We start from the raw sequence: 18,307 nt of genomic DNA on the forward strand, positions 1-18,307 counted from the left end.
TTGGGATGTCATCTGTTTTGTTCGGTTGTAAACAACCCTTAGAGTGTTGTAATAATTTTTAGTAGAAAACTCAGTGTGTGTCTGCTGATGGTCTTTGCGTAGCGAAGATTGATTATCTTATTGATAGTTAAACGCTTATAGATTTTGCTTTTGTTTTTACTTTCATTTGTCATGATCTCTCAAAATACCTTTTTTGTGGAAACGTTTACACAATGAGGAGTGGATCACGGAAAACGATCCTGATTGATTGCTAGACTTTTTAGCGAGCTAGAGATCCAACACGGCGAATTGAGACAGAGAGGCGACATTGAAAGTACTAGTAACAGGTGGAATGGGGTATATCGGTAGTCATACTTGCATACAGATGATCGAAGCGGGTATTGAACCGATCATCATCGATAACTTGTGTAACTCAAAACAGGAAGTGCTGCATCGAATTGAAGCATTGACTGGTCAACAGCCTTGTTTCCATCAAGGTGATATTCGTGACGCAGCTTTTTTGGATGGTATTTTTGAGCAGCATCAGATCACGTCAGTGATTCACTTCGCGGGCTTAAAGGCGGTGGGCGAATCGGTGCAAAAACCGCTTGAGTACTTTGACAATAACGTCAATGGTTCTTTGGTACTCGCTCGTGCAATGCGAAAAGCAGGGGTTAAAAGCATGGTCTTTAGCTCATCCGCTACTGTGTATGGCGACCCTGAAGTCGTTCCAATTACCGAGGATTCACCTACGGGCGCGACAACCAACCCCTATGGCCGCAGTAAATTCATGGTGGAAAAGTTTTTCTCTGATTTATTCAGTGCTGAGCCTGATTGGAGTATCACACTACTGCGTTACTTTAACCCTGTAGGTGCACACCCTTCGGGCACTCTGGGGGAAGATCCGCAAGGCATGCCAAATAACTTGATGCCCTTTATCGCGCAAGTGGCGGTCGGACGTCGAGAAAAGTTATCGGTATTTGGCAATGATTACCCAACGCCCGATGGTACCGGTGTTCGCGATTATATTCATGTGATGGATCTGGCAGATGGTCATATTGCCGCATTGAAATCGGTTGGTGAGAAAGCGGGCTTACATATTTATAACTTAGGGACAGGTAAAGGTTCGAGCGTGCTGGAAATGGTTGAAGCCTTTGGCCACGCTTGTGGCAAACCTATCCCATACGAATTGTGCCCTCGCCGCCCTGGTGACATCGCTGAATGTTGGGCAAGTACTCAAAAAGCGGAAAAAGAATTGGGTTGGAAAGCGACACGCAGTGTTGCAGAGATGAGTGCCGATACTTGGCGCTGGCAATCTAACAACCCTAAGGGGTATTCCCCTGAGTCGTGACGGCTAAGCTGTATTTTTGAGCTCTAGAGAGCATGTAATGATTTTAAAGTTGAGTAATTGAGATGTCGAATATTGAGTTTAACCCTGTGGATCACCCGCATCGTCGCTACAACCCTCTGACTGGGCAATGGATATTAGTGTCCCCTCATCGTGCTAAGCGCCCTTGGAGTGGGGCAGATGAAAATCCATCAGTTGATGAGCATCCTAGTTATGATGAGCAGTGTTTTCTTTGTCCGACCAACGAGAGAATCTCGGGGGATATCAACCCGGACTATCAAGGCACCTATGTTTTCTCTAATGATTTTGCTGCTCTGATGACAGATTCACCAGATGCTCCAGAATCGAATAATCCTCTGTTCCAAACTCAAGGGGTGCGTGGCTTAAGTCGAGTGATTTGTTTTTCCCCAGATCACAGCAAGACTTTGCCGGAACTGCCAGTCAGCCAAATTCGTGGTGTTATTGACACTTGGAACGAGCAAATTGAAGAGTTGGGCAAAGAATTTATCTGGGTTCAGGCGTTTGAAAATAAAGGTGAAACTATGGGCTGCTCTCAGCCTCACCCCCATGGACAAATTTGGGCCAACAGCTTTTTACCCAATGAAATTGAGCGCAAAGAACATCACTTAAAAACTTATTATCAAGATCAAGGTTCGAACCTGTTGGTCGATTACGTGGAAGCTGAAATAAAAGATGGCTCGCGTATTGTGGTCGAAACCGAACATTGGGTGGCACTGGTTCCATATTGGGCTGCTTGGCCATTTGAGACCATGTTGCTGCCGAAAAGCCATATTCGCCGTATGAGTGAACTGAGTGGTGAGCAACGTGATGATCTTGCTGTCGCGATCAAAAAACTGACCAGTCGTTATGACAACCTGTTCCAGTGCTCTTTTCCGTACTCTATGGGCTGGCACTACGCGCCTTTCTTTGAACAGGGAACGGATATTGAGCACTGGCAATTACATGCCTTGTTTTATCCACCTCTGTTACGGAGTGCCAGCGTGCGTAAATTTATGGTGGGCTACGAGATGCTGGCAGAAAGTCAGCGCGACCTAACCGCCGAGCAGGCGGCACAGCGCCTGCGTGAGCTCAGCGATATTCACTACAAAGAGCAGAAATAATTACCCAATCTATTGATTCCTGAGTTTTGTCTTGGGCATCACAACCTATTTTGAGTGTGAGATGGAAACATGTCTGAACTAATTCAAGCAGTAAAGAGCTCCTTTGAGCAGGTGTTGGGGTACCAACCAAGCCACATTATTCAAGCCCCCGGACGAGTGAACTTGATCGGTGAACATACGGATTACAATGATGGTTTTGTGTTGCCTTGTGCAATTGACTACCAAACCGTAGTCGCAGCCTCCAAACGTGATGACAACATTGTGCGCGTCATTTCGGTTGATTATGGCAATGATGTGGATGAATTTGATGTCACACAAGAGATTGAATTTCAAGAAAACAAGATGTGGGCTAATTACATCCGTGGTGTGGTCAAATGCCTTAGAGCTCGTGGCTATCTATTTAGCGGAGCAGATATATCAGTCAGTGGCAATGTACCTCAAGGTGCCGGGCTTAGCTCATCGGCGGCCCTTGAAGTGGTTATTGGCCAAACATTCAAGGTGCTTTATAGCCTAGAGATCTCTCAGGCTGAAATCGCCCTGAATGGTCAACAAGCTGAGAATGAGTTTGTTGGATGTAACTGCGGCATTATGGATCAGATGATTTCAGCAGAAGGTAAAGAGAATCACGCACTACTGCTTGATTGTCGTAGCTTAGAAACACAGGCGGTCTCTATGCCTGAGGAGATGTCCGTCGTGATCATCAACTCAAACAAAAAGCGTGGATTAGTGGATAGTGAATACAACACACGCCGTGAGCAGTGTGAAGAAGCAGCGCGCATTTTTGGTGTCAAAGCACTGCGTGATGTCAGCATTGAACAGTTCAATGACAAAGTTTCTCTGCTTGATGAGGTAGTGGCTAAACGTGCTCGCCATGTGATTACTGAAAATGCTCGCACTGTTGAAGCTGCCAATGCATTGCGCCATCACAATATGGAGCGTATTGGTGAGTTGATGGCTCAGTCTCATGCATCTATGCGTGATGACTTTGAAATCACGGTCAAAGAGATTGACACCTTAGTCGACATCGTCAAGCAAGTGATCGGTGAGCAAGGGGGCGTTCGTATGACTGGTGGTGGTTTCGGTGGCTGCATTGTCGCGGTGATGCCTCCTGAACTGGTAGAGCCTGTTAAAGCCGCGGTTGAAGCGCAATATCAAGTTTCAACAGGCTTGAAAGCGTCCATTTATGTATGCCAAGCCAAACAAGGGGCGGGCTTGGTTGAGACACTATAAGGATTGGAATGCAAACTTATCTAGAATCACTAGAGCGGACAATGGGGCAAGCCCCTTCATTTGATGGTAAACCCGCTCAACTTATCCAGTTAACCAACCGCTTCGGTATGAGTGTCGTCTTTATGGATATCGGAGCTACTTGGTTGAGCTGTACATTACCAATCAATGGTGAGTCACGTGAAGTACTATTGCGCTCACCTAATATGGCAGAGCACATGCAGCAGAGCGCGTATTTTGGCTCGATTGTTGGTCGATTTGCTAACCGTATTGGTAAAGGTCAATTTGATATTAATGAGCAGTCTTTTCAGTTGGGTATCAACAATGGTGAGAATTCCTTACATGGTGGGTTAGATGGTTTCGATAAACGTCGCTGGGCGGTGGCCGAGTACGATGGTCAACATGTTGTATTCAGCTTGCATTCGCCCGATGGCGATCAAGGCTATCCGGGTAATCTTGATGTAAAAGTAACCTATACCTTGACGGATGATAACGAGCTGGTTATTGCCTATGCTGCCAGTACTGATCAAGCTTGCCCTGTGAATTTAACTAACCACGCCTATTTTAATTTGGCGGGAGAGGCGAGTGCGTTTAAGAGTTTAGATCATCACCTTAAGTTGAATGCCAACGCTTATCTGCCTACTGACAGTGGCTTGATTCCTACAGGGGAAATCCAAGCTGTCGAGGGAACTAGTTTTGACTTTACTCAATCCAAGAAGATTGGTAGTGAATTCTTAACTGAGCCTGATCAGAAAATGGCTGGTGGTTATGATCATGCGTTTGTATTTCGGTCTGATGTGACTGATGGGAGCGAGATTGCTGCGGAGTTGGTGGCCCCTGAAAAAGACGTTGTGATGAAGATAAAAACGACCAAGCCGGCCGTGCAGTTTTATTCGGGTAATTTTCTTGCTGGTACCCCGGGGGCGAGTAAAACTTATCAATTGTATGACGGCCTTGCATTAGAAACTCAATTCTTTCCTGATGGGCCAAATAAACCAGAATGGGGAGTTAGCCGTGGGGTGTTAACTCCTAGGGGAAGCTATCAGCACCGAACTGTTTATCAGTTTGAGTTCTAGGTAGCCTTTAGGTGGGCAGCAAGCCCACCTTTTTTTATTTGCTTGATGAAGCACGAACGACCAGTTCTCCTTCGACTTTACGCCGTTTCGAAACCAAAGGCTGACCTTCCATCTGTGTTACTAAAGATTCTATAGCCAGTTTACCCATCTCAGAGTAGGGTAACTCCACTGAGGTTAAAGCAGGGAAGCTTTCCGATGCGATTTGCTGGTTATCGTAGCCGACAACTGCGACATCATCTGGGATTTTTAAGCCAAGCTCTGCGAGGGCTTGATAACATCCCATCGCCATATAATCACTGCTGCAGAAAATGGCTTCTGGCGGTTGAGCTAAATTGAATAATGCCAGTGTTTGTTGGTGCGCTTCCTTTAATGACCAATTTGCTTCACGTAGGTAATCCGGATTGGGGATGATATCGGCATCAATTAAAGCTTGGCGGTAACCTTCTGTACGTTGTTTACTGGCTTGCATCCAGTTTTCACCGCAGAGCATGGCAATATAGCGATAACCTTGTGCGGTTAAATGAGAGACAGCTTTGTAAGCCCCGATCATATCTGCGGGCAGTATACTCGGGATTTGATCATCGGCCTGATTGGTACAGTTGAGTAATATCGTGGGCAGGAAAGTGTTGACTCGTTGCTGTTTCAGCTCTCTTGTCATACTTGACGCATATACCAAACCTACATAATCCCCACCATTAATTTCAGATTCAATCTTATTTGCCATCACTGCGTCATGGCTGTAGTTAAAGGTCACTAAAATATAGTCATTGGCCCAAGCCTCTTCGCGAGCGGAGTTGATGGCATCAATGAAAGGGTCATAACTGGTGAGCCCATTGATGACGAAAGCCATTTTTTTTGGTCGACCTAAGGCATGGGCGACTTTTTTGTTGTTGTATCCAAGGGACTCAGCGGTGTCGATCACTTTGCGCTTTGTCGCGTCTGCAATTTTTACCGACGTTGAACCGTTCAGTACTAAGGATACGGTTGATTGAGACACGCCTGCTGCTGCAGCAATGTCACTCATCGTAATTTTTCTAGCCATCTTAAAAATCAACTTAACTCAGTGAGCTAAAGATATTAGCTAATTATTAAATCTTGATCATCTGTTAAAGATTAAGATCACAAAATCTTGTGCTAAAAGTCGGATTGTTGTGATTGTCCGCTCAATTTCATTTCTACCTTATGGTCTAAACGGTATTAATAAATATATTAGCTAATATTATTAGTTAATAGTTTAGTTTTGAAGGTTGAGTAAGATGGAAAGATGGTCTGAAGATAAGGCGTGGCAGTGGCAAAAGCAGCAGGGGTGGTTGCGTGGATTTAATTACTTACCAAGGACAGCTGTCAACTGGAATGAAATGTGGCAAGAAGACACGTTTGCCCCTGAAATTATCGAAGAAGAATTGGAATGGGCGAAGCAAGTGGGTTACAACACCTTGCGTACCAATCTCCCTTTTATCGTGTGGCAGGCAGATCGTGATGGTTTACATACACGCATCGACCGTTTCTTAGATATTTGTGAACGTAACGACATCAAAGTCATGCTAACACCTATGGATGACTGTGGGTTTTCTGGTGATCACCCATTCTTGGGCGAGCAGAAAGCGCCTGTGCCGGATCTGCATAACAGCCAAGCAGCGGCGAGCCCAGGTCGAAATGTAGTGATGGACAAAGCGCAGTGGGGAGAAGTTGAAGCTTATGTTCGCGATATTCTCTCGACCTACAAAGATGATCCGCGCATTGTCATTTGGGATCTTTACAACGAACCTACGAATCGAATGATTTTTACCCCAACAGGTGAGGTCGCTTATGACGAAGAGATGGAAGTGTTTAGTCATGAGCTGATGGAAAAAGCTTTCGAGTGGGCGCGTGAAATCAATCCTAGTCAGCCATTGACGGTTGGAGCGTGGCACTGTCCAAGTATTCTAGATCGTAGCTTACCTATTTTTGAGCACCCAACCGATCGCCGTGCCTTTGAGCTATCGGACATTATTACCTTTCACGCTTACTTACCACTTGACCTTTTTCACCAAGCATTAGAGGTTGTAGAGGCGCATAATCGTCCGATGATGTGCACTGAGTGGCTCGCTCGTCATGCACAATCCTACTTACATGAACAACTACCGATTTTTAAAGATAAGAACATCGGTTGTTACCAGTGGGGGTTAGTCAAAGGCAAAACCCAAACGCACCTTCCTTGGCCTGAAATTAAACGTAACGACGTTAACTATGCCCGTCAATGGTTCCATGACCTGCTTGACGAGCAAGGCCAGCCCTATGATGCAAGTGAAGTGCAGTTAATTAAAACACTCACAGAAGTGGAATAACTGTCCGTGCTCCGGCCTTGAGAAATAGGTCGGTTTCTTACCTACAATTAAATCAATCGAGACGTGAACAATGACAACTGTACAAAATAGATTGAATAATAGAGAGCTGATGTCTTATTTCGGCTACGGAGTAGGCCAGTGCTTTAGCTTTGGTTTAGTCGGCTCTTTTATCTTATATTTCTATACCGATATTCTTGGTATTTCGCCAATAGCGGCGAGTACCATCTTTTTAATCGCTCGAGTGTGGGATGCGGTCAACGATCCTCTGATTGCCGGATATATGGACACATTGGAATCTCGTTTTGGCAAATTCCGTCCATATATGTTGTTTACGCCGTTTCTAATTGTTTTGGTCACGGTGGCAGCGTTTTACAATATGGATGCAGATACGTCGACTAAGGTTATCTATGCGGGTGTGACCTATATCCTTTGGGGCACTTTATACACGATTTCAGATGTTCCATTCTGGTCCATGTCATCTGTAATGACTGATGAACCCCAAGAGCGCGCTAAAGCGGCAACCTGTGCCATGTTAGGGGTTAATGCCGGTATTGGTGCGACCTTGGTCATTTTTCCTAAGTTAAGTGCCTACTTTGCTGATGGACGCGCAGACCAAGGCTACTTACCAGCGGTAATTGTGCTGATGATTGCAGGGTTGTTATTTATGCTTAATGGTTTTTACAACACTAGAGAGCGTATTTCGACTGCGAGTTGTGAAAAAGTCACGTTGAAGCAAACCTTCCAAGCTGTACGCAAAAACAAGCCTCTGTTTTTCATTTTGGCAGCCTTCTTTATGAATGTATTTTTTAACCTCGTCAATGGCTTGTACATTTTCTTCTTCACCTACAACATGGGAGATGCTGGGTTAGTTTCCTTGATTGGTACCATTACTTTGGTCAGCGCCATTGCGTGTTTGGCAACTCCTGTATTAACGAAACGTTTCAAAAAGAGAGACATCTTTATTGCTCTATGTGTGTTAGAGATCATTGCTCGTATCGGTTTCTACCTCACGGGTTACGACAACCCAACGGCTGTGATGGCATGGCTTGCAGTGATCACGGGCATATTTATGATGACCAATCCACTCATCTCAGCCATGATTGCCGATACTGTTGAATACTCTTATTACCACAGTGGTAAACGCACTGCTGCGATCACTTTCTCTGGGCAAACTTTCACAGGTAAACTTTCTGTGGCGGTTGCTGGGGGGCTGACAGGGTTGATTCTTACAGCGATCGGCTATGTACCCAATGCAGAGCAAACTGAAACCGCATTAAGTGGTATGTTCTTCTGTATCGCACTGCTGCCTGCTCTGGGGGCTTTGGTACGTATCTTTATTATGTCTCGCTATACTTTTACGGAAGACCAACATGCGATTTTGCGTGAAAAACTCCAACGTGGTGAATTTGCAGAAGGAGTTGAGGTTGCACCACTTAAAGCAAACCAAGTCTTGAACTGATCGCTTTTTGATATCATCGCCCTCTCAAGTTGAGAGGGCTGATGTGTTTAGGAAGAAACGATGAGATGAAAGGAGTGGTAAAGAGCATGAAGTTATGATGGCCAAAAACAAGGTCATATCACATTAATTACAGTAGCTTAGGTCATCTTATTTCTGCCGAAAATCGATAACATTGAGTGCCGGTGTGTTTTGGGCTAGCCAAAAATCTTGACTTTGCGGTTTGCCAAAATAATAGCCTTGTTGCATTGGGCAGTGCATTTTGCTCAATAAATCAGCTTGTTCTTGAGTTTCAACGCCTTCAGCGACGGTGGTCATTCCAAGCGTTTCTGCCATAGTGATGATGGCATTGACAAAAACGTTGTCTTGGGAATCAACGGCTAAATCACGAACAAACTCTTTATCAATTTTCACGATATCGATGGGGAAGCGTTTTAAGTAGCTTAGGCTCGAGTAACCTGTGCCAAAGTCATCCACAGCAAGTAAAATACCTTGCTGTTTTAGCTTGTTGAGAACGGATAGGTTTTGTTGCCAGTTTTCCATTAAGACGGACTCCGTAATTTCAAAGATAAAGCTGGAAGCGGCAACGCCTTTTTCTTTTAATAATTGCTTTACTTTGTCGCCAAATTTTTTATCTAACAATTGGGCAGCGCTGATATTAACCGACAGCCTTGCATCATGGTTTGCATAGCTGACTTGTTTTATAAAGTCGCAAGCTTGGTTTAAAGTTTCCATCCCTAATTCGTTGATTAACCCCATCTCTTCTAGTTGCGGAATGAAGTCCGATGGCGGAATATCATCCCCTTCATGATTCCAACGGCACAGCGCTTCCCAATAGAGAATCTGATAATCAATACTGGTCACAATAGGTTGAAAATGAAGGTAGAACTCTTTATTTGTAAGCCCAAGACGCAGTTTCTTCTCGCTTTCAATTCTATTCTCTACATCTCGCTCAATATCGGAACAATAGAATTGAAAACGGTTTCTGCCATTTTCTTTGGCTCTGTACATTGCAAAATCTGCCCGTTTTAGCAGCGATTCCACATCGCTTCCGTCTTCAGGACACAGGGTAATACCAATGCTGGGTGTCATTTGAACGTTTTGACCTTCAAGTAAGATGGGATGAGCGATTTCTTCAATCAGTTTTGAGGTAAAAGTCGCCACATCTAGCTTGGAGGTAAAAGCATCAAGCAAAACCACAAACTCGTCACCACCGACACGAGAAACGGTATCCACTTTTCTTGTGAAATCGTCTAGCCTTTTTGCCACTATCTTTAACAGCTCATCTCCCGCATGGTGCCCAAGAGAATCGTTAATGGTTTTAAAGTTGTCTAAATCGATGTAAAGAAGAGTAAAGCCCACTTTCTTTCGTTGGTAATTCAGGCAAGCAATGGAGATTCTATCAGTCAAAAGCAGTCGATTAGGCAGTTCCGTGAGCGCATCATGCTGAGCAAGATATGAGAGCTTCTGTGATAGGGTTCTTGCTTCGGTGACATCTTGAAAGATCATGACTGAGCCGTGTAAGTTGCCTTGATGGTCAGTAATGGGCGTCACTGAGCCCTGAATCGAAAAAACGGAGCCACTCATATTTTTGAGTGCAGTGGTCTCAGGTAAAGCAAAAGTGATGTGGTTTCTTAGCACTTTGCTTAACGGGTTTTCTAGGTATGTCCCTGTTTTTTCATTGATCATAAAAATGGTATTCATAAACTGACGACCTTTCACAAGGTCTGCGTTGATGTCTAAGATCGCTGAAGCTACAGGGTTAATGAAGGTGATTTTCTGGTTGATATCTGTGGTGACCACACCATCGCCGATCGAAGTCAGCGTGACTTCCAACAGTTCTTTTTCTTTTGCCAATGAGCGAGCCAGAGCGTATTCCTTGGTTTTATCTTTCAAGACCGCCATGGATCGATCAGACGTTTCTTCATTCCCTTTTTCTAAAAAGCCGGATAACTCGACATCAATAACGTCTCCTGATTTGCATATCATCTGGTAGTGAATGTTCGAAATTTTCCCAGTCTTAAAAAAAATCGGCAGAATGACTTCTCTTGCAAGTTTTGCACTGGCCTCTGTTAAAAAATCCGTTGAGGGCCGCCCAATCACTTCATGTCTTTCGTAGCCTAACAACTTTAGCCATTCGTCACTGACGGACACCAGTTTTCCATCATGCCCGATGGAATGCATAGCGGAAGGCGTTTTTTCATACAAATTAATGTAACTTTGCTTGGCTTGTTTCAATAATGCATTCGCGTGTTGAGTCACTTCAACACTGACTGAGAGAAAACTAGGGGTAATAAATGTCAATAACATCGGCACGTAAAAGAAGAAGGCTTTATTGTCATAGTCGTGAGTAATGGGGTGATAGACGCCATTGGAGGTGATATAGGTCGTGAGTACGCCAGTGAGAGCGATTGCAACGCTGAGTGTAGAGAAGCGAGAAAAGATAGCGGCGAAAGATAAGAAAGCACAAAGGTAAGCGTATGGGTATGGTAGGAACATAAAACTACCATAGGTGACAAAGATACTGAGCCCTATAATGGCTAATTCCTTTGGCTCTGAGAGTTCACGCCATGAATTAATCGTAGCCTTAGATAACAAGAGCAAGCATAAAGGGAAAAAAGTGATGGCACCGACCATGCTTCCCAAGATCCAAACATGCCAATACTCCATCACGGATTGTTCATAACGAATACTCAAGGATATCGCACCGAATAATGAAGCAAAAAAAGCAGGGACTATACAGGTGGAAGTAAGGCATCTTATGAATGCTGACAAGTTTTTTAGGCTGTGAGCCATATCTTTTGATTGCCTGATCATCCAAGCAATCAAGAACACCTCACACATATTGGCGGGAACAAATATAAGTGATGAGACTAAGCTGTTGCTAAAGGGGTAATCGGCGGCGACATTAGCGACTAGGGTGATAACAAGGCACGCCAGCCATGTTCTTACTGGCAACTGAGCAATAATAAATCCTGCAACAATGTTTGGATACCAAACCGTTGCCAAAGCGCCTTCTCCACGACTGAGCACAAGAGAAAACATGGCGAGCAAAAAGTAACTGACAAAAAGGCATAAGTAAGTAGGTAGAGTATTGATAGGTGTTTTTTTTGTCATGTTGGTTAGCCTGCACACAATGATGGCACCATTGCCCAGACAAAGTATAGATTATGCTTATGCAATTTGTTTTTTTGTATGATGCGGCTAATGGTTTTATTTAGCCTGTTAGGTGGCTTTCTCTACCGAGTTTCTTCGCACTACAGTAGGTGAGAAGATCATTGTGCCACTCTCTAAAGGGTCTTGACTCGCCAAAGACAATGCAAGACGAGCGGCTTTATCGGCCATCATTTGAATCGGGTAACGTACAGTTGTGAGGTGAGGATGTACATAGCGCGCAATTAAGCCATCATCGAAGCCCATCATCGACACCTGCTGCGGTACTTGAATACCATTTGCATCAAGAACCGATAGTGCACCTGCTGCCATGTAATCGTTGTAAGCGATTATCCCACTGATTTCTAGTGACTTAGTCAGCAAATTGGTCATGGCAACTTCACCACCATCGTTATTCGGCTCTCCGTATTCGATATAGCTGGTTGGCAACTCAATATCATGATCTCTCAATGCAGCAAGGTATCCTTCAATGCGTTGCTGTGAGTCTTCGATGGCATGGTTAGAGGCAACACAGGCAATCTTGGTATGACCGTGACGAATCAAGTATTCCGTTGCTAGGTAAGCCCCTTTATGGTTGTCGAGCGAGATACAACGTTCCGCCAACTGAGGTATATGACGATTGATGATGACCATACCTTTGACTTCTTTGGCGTAGCCAATCAATTCTTCATCGGACAGGCCTTTAGCATGGATGACGAGGGCATCACAGCGATTATTAATCAGAAGCTCGATCGCTTTTCGCTCTTGCTCCGCGTCGTGATAACCATTGCCAATCAAAATATGTTTACCATGTTCATGAGCAACAGTGTCGACGGCTTTAACTAAAGTGCCAAAAAACGGATCGGAGACATCACTAACCAGCACACCCATGGTATTGGTACTTTGACTGACTAATGCGCGCGCAGCAGCATTGGGACGATAGCCAAGCTTTTTCATTGCTTTGGTGACGGAGTCAATGGACGACTGGCTAGCTTTCGGGGATTTGTTGATTACGCGAGAAACTGTTGCGACAGAAACGCCCGCTTCTTTTGCTACGTCCTTGATCGTTGCCATCTTTTTACCTCATAAATTGAACCTGAACATTAAACACTGTTTGTGAAAGTGAAGCAATTTGAGACATTTTTTACTGTGATAGATACAATTTTTACCACCTTTGATAGTAAGATCTAAGCTTTAGTGTAAACGTTATCTTTTGGTGAAATTTATTTAGGCTTTATTATGGATACGATTCGCTTATACTGATTTTTCAAAACAGGAGAGGCGTACAGGCAAGCGCATTGAAGTTGTCCGTCATCAGAATGCGGACAAACTGTCATGGTTCAAATCAATGTAGGGGAAGGCGACTGTAGGCCGTGACAAGCCTAGTGCCTATTACACTGAACAAGAGCTGATGAGCAAAGAAGTGGTGAGGTTATGTAATTCCACTAAGCCAAGGGCGAGGTAAAAGCTCTAAATGTTTGTTGCTGTGTTCTTAAATCAGTGACGAGTGTTATTTAGCCAAGAGTTGCCCTCTACACTTTGTGAGTAAATCCAGTCTTGTTATTTATTTAGTGGATGTGATTTGGTTCACTATATGAAATATTGATGGTTTTATTTTTTAGCAATATACCTATATTCACCCGCTGGCTTTTTCTCAAGCCGTATACAGAAATAGGAATTAGAATGAATAAACAATTATTAGCGGCTCTAATAGCGGCCGTGTCATTTCAGGCAGTTGGTGCGGAAAGCGTAGAGACACAGCAAGCTGGACGTGGTCACCTTGCAAATGGCTGGTATTTAGGCGCAGATATCATTGATACTGATCTGAATACCAAGAATTGGGATGGCGTGAGCTCTACTGGTGAAGTGTCATCTACGAGCGCTGCTTTGGCGATTGGTTATAACTTCCACATTGCTGACACATTTGTTGTTGGTTTCGAAGGTGAGTACGCTTATTACGGCTCTTTTGATGTGGTATTAAATAATAGTAGTACGGTGAGGAATCTGAATTTTTCTGCTTTTAATTTGAACGTAAAACCTCAATTCTATTTTGGTAACTCCGGTTTCTACCTAGGAGGAATCTTTGGTATCGGTGGTGTTGGTGCTGAAAACGAGTCCAATGGTTCTACGGCTTCGGGCTCTTCAGTGCTTTACGGTGTAGAAGCTGGATATGCATTCAATAACCATTGGAGCATTAACGCTGGATACCGTACAACAACGGCAGAATACGATAATGCTGACTTCGATATGGACACAATGTTCTTAGGTCTTGACTACAAATTCTGATCGTCATTCTAGCGAATAGAGGAAGGGAGCATTACGCTCCCTTTATTAGTTTATCAATCACCGGATAATGGTGTTCTTTTACGCCGGCGAGGTTGCCATACTTAGGTGCATGCCGGTCGTCTTCTCGTGGGAAGTGCCAGCCGATGGTGTGCTGAATAAATTGTTTGGCAAATTGTTCGGAAATCTCCAGACACCCTGCTAATACGGTATCGACATAGGTTTGCATGATAGGGCTCAGGCTACATGGTGGCTCTGGGTTGTCTTTGATATACACCCAAACCTGATCATTGGCATGAAATGGGTTATCGCACTCAAGCTGTGAATGGGGGATTTCCACTCGATGGTAGCCTCGCTCGCGAACATCAAATTCACTTAGCTCATCTTCGCTGATTTCGAGTAATACGCCATTAACTAAACCTTCGCCTTTATTTACGACCAGCGGCGAAAGGATATAACTGTCATCCACTTTACCCCAGTAGCGTTTGAAGCCGTGAGCGATGGCAGGTAAAGCTTGGGCGGTTTTTCCTGTCAGTTGTCTCGATGCGGAGTTCATTAAACTGCCGTAGCCAAAGATGTAAATTGCCATGTATTTTCCCTCTGTGTTCAACAAACAACCTAAAGGTTTTTATCACAAAAGAAAAGACCCCGTAAAAACGGGGTCTGAATAGCGCGCAAAATAGGGGGGATGGCGCTTAAGGCGCTTAAACAATTAAGCGGTTGCTAGCTGTGCTTTCGCTTTACGCATCTTCTTAAGTGAAATACAGGTTAGGGCGGTCACGACGGTACCTGCCGCCATACAAACCAGTGCCATCAATGGTAGGTTCATAGCGCCAAGTAGTGCGACAACCGGGCCACCGTGTGCGACGCTGTTGGTGATGCCAAATGAGAATGCCATTACGGCTGCTACCATAGAGCCAAGCACGTTAGCAGGAATCACAGACATTGGGTCTTGTGCGGCAAAGGGAATTGCGCCTTCAGAAATACCGACTAGGCCCATGGCGCCAGCCGCTTTACCAGCTTCGATTTCTGATTCTTCAAATAGATTGAATTTACGACCAAGGAAAGTGGCTAGACCCATACCAAGAGGTGCTACAGGAATCGCACACGCCATAGCGCCCATAAATTGCGTCTGACCACTGGCGATCATGCCGACAGAGAATAAGAACGCGACTTTGTTGAACGGCCCGCCCATATCAAAGCCAGCCATACCACCTAAGACAATTCCCAATAGAATGACACTGCCGGTACTCATGCTGACTAACATCGCATTCAGGCCGTCCATTAAGCTTGCAATGGGGGCACCGATGACGAAGATGAACAGGCTGGAGATAAACAAAGATCCTAGGATTGGTGCAATCATAATAGGCACCAATGGCTGAATAAATTTATGGTAGTTGATGCTCGTCAGCCATTTGACAAAATAGCCGACCAGTAAGCCTGCAACGATGGCTCCGATAAAGCCTGTGCCAGCTTCCGCACCATAGAAAGAACCATTGTTCGCAATCCAGCCACCGATTAATCCTGGTGCGAGACCTGGACGATCTGCAATCGCATAGGCGATATAACCGGCTAAGATAGGGATCATCAAGGTGAATGAAACCACACCGACATCCAGGACCTTTTGCCATATGCTGCCTTCAGGAATCGCCATTCCTGCAGATGTTGGCTCGCCACCAATGGCCAGTGCAAGTGCGATCAGCAGACCACCTGTGACCACAAATGGAATCATGTGCGAAACACCATTCATCAGGTAGCGGTATAAATCACTGCGTGTACTCGAAGCTGTTGCTTCTACGCTTTGGCTCTCTTCTTTGGCTGTAAAGTGTGGTGCTTGCAGCGCTTTTCCTATCAATCCCTTGGCATCGCTGATTGGGGCTTTGACGTTGGTTATGATGACTTTTTTCCCAGTGAAACGATTCATATCAACCTGTTTATCGCAGGCGACAATGATAGCATCAGCTTGAGCTATCTCTTCTGCACTCGGCGTGTTTTTTACCCCTATAGAACCATTGGTTTCAACTTTGATTTTATAGCCAAGTTCAGCGGCACCTTTCTCTAAGGCTTCGGCAGCTAAGTAAGTGTGCGCGACCCCTGCTGGGCAGCCGGTAACACCGATTAAAAAGCCTTGATCAGTTTCAGGGGTATCTTGCTGACTTCGTGGTTTGGCGAGCAGTAATTCCAATGCCTCTCCAGCAGAGCTAGCCTGCATAAATTGCTCGATAAATCCGTCTTCGATCAGTTTTGAAGAGAGTTCAGCCAGCACCTCGATATGATGATCGGCACCACCATCAGGAGAGGCAATCATAAAGAATAGTTTACTCGGTAGACCGTCTTCCGCGCCGTACTCTATCCCTTGGCGGCTAATACCAATCGCGACAGCGGGCTTGGAAACCGCGGCACTTTTGGCATGTGGTAGTGCGACGCCGTCTTCAAAACCAGTATTACCAACATCTTCTCGAGCCATAATGTCGTTGAGGAATTGAGTTTTGTCACTGATGCGGTGGTTGCTACTTAGTAGGTTGATCAGTTCTTCGAACACTTCCTGTTTGGTTGTTGCCTGGAGATCTAAGCAAATCAACTCTTTATTGATTAAATCTGTGATCATCTCGTTTACCCCGATTGGTTCCGAACTGTGCGGAACTTGTTTTTTTATCTGAGGGTGATTGTGGAGGAAACGGTCAACAAATTTTAGTGTATTAGAAATGCATTTACTGGATTATTGTAACCATGAATTTGGAGTGTGATCTTACTCAATAATTGATCTAACTGTGATTAATTGAATTATTTCAATTTAATTTATTTAATATCAGTTATTTATTTTTATTATTTTCTGTTTTTATTCTTTGGTTTTAAAGTAAAAATATTAGAAACTAGAGTTTAGTAACTCTATTTTTTGAGGTGGTTTTGGTTCATTAAACGTGTCAAAAACCTTTAAATTACCAAGTGTGTCTTAATGACCTCTACGTTTTCTTTTGTATCCCTATAAAAGAGTCATAAAGACACTGTTTTATTTTTAATCTGTTGAATTATGGTTGATTTAAGACTGGAATGAATATTGCTTTTTAGAGTTAGGTTCAATATTTGGAGTGACCATAGTGCTCAATATTACTGACAAAAAAGTCGAACAAGCCATTCCGCCGATTTTACGTTTGGGATTCCGGCCCTTCTTTTTACTCGGGGCCGTTTACGCTGTTATTGCTGTCGCCTTGTGGGTATGGATGTTCCAAACTGGTCAGCCTGCGGCGTTAAGGGTGCCTGCTTTGTGGTGGCATGTGCATGAGATGTTGTTTGGTTTCTCGATGGCGATTGTGGTGGGGTTTGTCTTGACCGCAGTGCAGAACTGGACGGGAATCAATGGCACCAAGCACCATAGGTTGGCTCTGCTGGTTGGCTTGTGGTTGCTTCCGCGTGTGCTGTTTTGGACACCTGCCCCTTTGTGGTTGATTTCATCGATAGAGGCTCTGTTTATCGCTTTTGCAGCGTATGAAGTTGGTAGCCGAGTAATCAAAGTTAAAGGGTGGAAAAATCTGTTCTTTGTGCCTTTGTTTGTTTTAGCGATTGTGGCGAACTTTGCCAGCTACGCGACTATTAAGGGGATGCCGCCGTTTCCTTCTTCGGCGGTCTGGCAGGCAATGTTGTGGTGGTTTACAATTTTACTGTCAGTGATGGGCGGGCGGGTGATCCCATTCTTCACAGCGCGGCGGTTTAATTTTGAGAAACCACAGCCGATGACTTGGCTAGAATGGACGGCAAACCTCCCGCTGGTCAGTTTATTTATTCTGAGCTTTTTCCCTGTCACTTTTGCTCAGCTCGGGCCTTCTCTGATGGTTATTTCCGGTTTAGCACATTTAGTTCGTGTGATGAGATGGCAGCCGTGGCGCACCGTCAAAGAGCCGCTGGTATGGGCGCTGCACTTAGCTTACTTGTGTATTCCGGTCAGCCTATTATTGAGAGGGTTACTCGATAACCCATTTGCGGGCCACAATATGTTGCATCTGTTTGCGATTGGAGCGCTCGGCGGCTTGATACTGGCGATGATCGCTCGTGTCACCATGGGGCATACTGGGCGAGCAATTTATCAGGGGCCAAATATGGCGTTAGCATTCGCTATGCTGATGGCTGCTGCGTTAGTTCGTAGTATTGGTGTAGTTCTGTGGCCAGCCCAAATGATGTTGATGATCGATATCAGTGGGCTGTTATGGGTACTGGCTTTTACTCTGTATGTGATTAAGTTTGGCCCTATGTTGCTAAAAGCGAGGGTCGACGGTCATCCTGGTTAAGTAGCTAACGGCTGCATTCGCGCGCTATGAGATTCACTTAGCAGAAAAAGAAAA

Annotated in this window: 13 protein-coding genes; 8 read left to right on the top strand and 5 right to left on the bottom strand. The window is 44.7% G+C overall.

The window, feature by feature from the left end:
* The first annotated feature begins 307 nt into the window (after positions 1-307).
* From galE to galM, 4 genes are all read left to right on the top strand, one after another.
* A complete protein-coding gene (gene galE, locus L1D15_RS19335; RefSeq protein ID WP_239876734.1) occupies positions 308-1,330 on the top strand; it encodes a UDP-glucose 4-epimerase GalE in 1,023 nt (340 codons plus the stop codon).
* Between the two features lie 62 nt (positions 1,331-1,392).
* Positions 1,393-2,448, top strand: a complete 1,056-nt coding sequence (locus L1D15_RS19340; protein ID WP_239876735.1) for a UDP-glucose--hexose-1-phosphate uridylyltransferase — start codon at positions 1,393-1,395, stop codon at positions 2,446-2,448.
* 69 nt (positions 2,449-2,517) lie between these two features.
* Complete coding sequence (gene galK, locus L1D15_RS19345; protein ID WP_239876736.1) at positions 2,518-3,678, top strand: galactokinase; 1,161 nt, start codon at positions 2,518-2,520, stop codon at positions 3,676-3,678.
* An 8-nt stretch (positions 3,679-3,686) separates the two neighbouring features.
* Entirely contained in the window at positions 3,687-4,751 is a 1,065-nt protein-coding gene (gene galM / locus L1D15_RS19350; RefSeq protein ID WP_239876737.1) for a galactose-1-epimerase, read from the top strand.
* Between the two features lie 34 nt (positions 4,752-4,785).
* On the opposite strand, the gene L1D15_RS19355 is transcribed toward galM, so the two are convergent.
* Positions 4,786-5,793 carry a LacI family DNA-binding transcriptional regulator gene (locus L1D15_RS19355; RefSeq protein WP_239871516.1) on the bottom strand — a complete coding sequence of 336 codons (1,008 nt, stop codon included), beginning with the start codon at positions 5,791-5,793 and terminating at the stop codon, positions 4,786-4,788.
* A gap of 214 nt (positions 5,794-6,007) precedes the next feature.
* Here L1D15_RS19355 and L1D15_RS19360 point away from each other — a divergent pair, with 214 nt between their 5' ends.
* On the top strand, positions 6,008-7,078 hold the full coding sequence (locus L1D15_RS19360) for a cellulase family glycosylhydrolase (protein WP_239876738.1): 1,071 nt from the start codon (positions 6,008-6,010) through the stop codon (positions 7,076-7,078).
* A gap of 109 nt (positions 7,079-7,187) precedes the next feature.
* A complete protein-coding gene (locus L1D15_RS19365) occupies positions 7,188-8,537 on the top strand; it encodes an MFS transporter (RefSeq protein ID WP_239876739.1) in 1,350 nt (449 codons plus the stop codon).
* A 147-nt stretch (positions 8,538-8,684) separates the two neighbouring features.
* Here L1D15_RS19365 and L1D15_RS19370 read toward each other — a convergent pair whose 3' ends face one another.
* Both L1D15_RS19370 and L1D15_RS19375 read right to left on the bottom strand, forming a co-directional pair.
* Entirely contained in the window at positions 8,685-11,651 is a 2,967-nt protein-coding gene (locus L1D15_RS19370) for an EAL domain-containing protein (protein WP_239876740.1), read from the bottom strand.
* Positions 11,652-11,759: 108 nt separating this feature from the next.
* Positions 11,760-12,761 (bottom strand): substrate-binding domain-containing protein, encoded by a 1,002-nt coding sequence (locus tag L1D15_RS19375; protein WP_239876741.1) that lies wholly within the window; start codon positions 12,759-12,761, stop codon positions 11,760-11,762.
* Positions 12,762-13,370: 609 nt separating this feature from the next.
* Here L1D15_RS19375 and L1D15_RS19380 point away from each other — a divergent pair.
* Entirely contained in the window at positions 13,371-13,973 is a 603-nt protein-coding gene (locus L1D15_RS19380; protein WP_239876742.1) for an outer membrane beta-barrel protein, read from the top strand.
* A gap of 31 nt (positions 13,974-14,004) precedes the next feature.
* Here L1D15_RS19380 and L1D15_RS19385 read toward each other — a convergent pair whose 3' ends face one another.
* Positions 14,005-14,559 carry a gamma-glutamylcyclotransferase family protein gene (locus L1D15_RS19385; protein WP_239876743.1) on the bottom strand — a complete coding sequence of 185 codons (555 nt, stop codon included), beginning with the start codon at positions 14,557-14,559 and terminating at the stop codon, positions 14,005-14,007.
* Between the two features lie 123 nt (positions 14,560-14,682).
* On the bottom strand, positions 14,683-16,578 hold the full coding sequence (locus L1D15_RS19390) for a fructose-specific PTS transporter subunit EIIC (protein WP_239876744.1): 1,896 nt from the start codon (positions 16,576-16,578) through the stop codon (positions 14,683-14,685).
* 490 nt (positions 16,579-17,068) lie between these two features.
* On the opposite strand from L1D15_RS19390, the gene L1D15_RS19395 reads away from it, so the two are divergent.
* Positions 17,069-18,253 (top strand): NnrS family protein, encoded by a 1,185-nt coding sequence (locus tag L1D15_RS19395; protein ID WP_239876745.1) that lies wholly within the window; start codon positions 17,069-17,071, stop codon positions 18,251-18,253.
* The last annotated feature ends 54 nt before the right edge of the window (positions 18,254-18,307 follow it).

The organism is Vibrio sp. Isolate25 (assembly GCF_022398025.1).
GTDB lineage: Bacteria > Pseudomonadota > Gammaproteobacteria > Enterobacterales > Vibrionaceae > Vibrio > Vibrio coralliilyticus_A.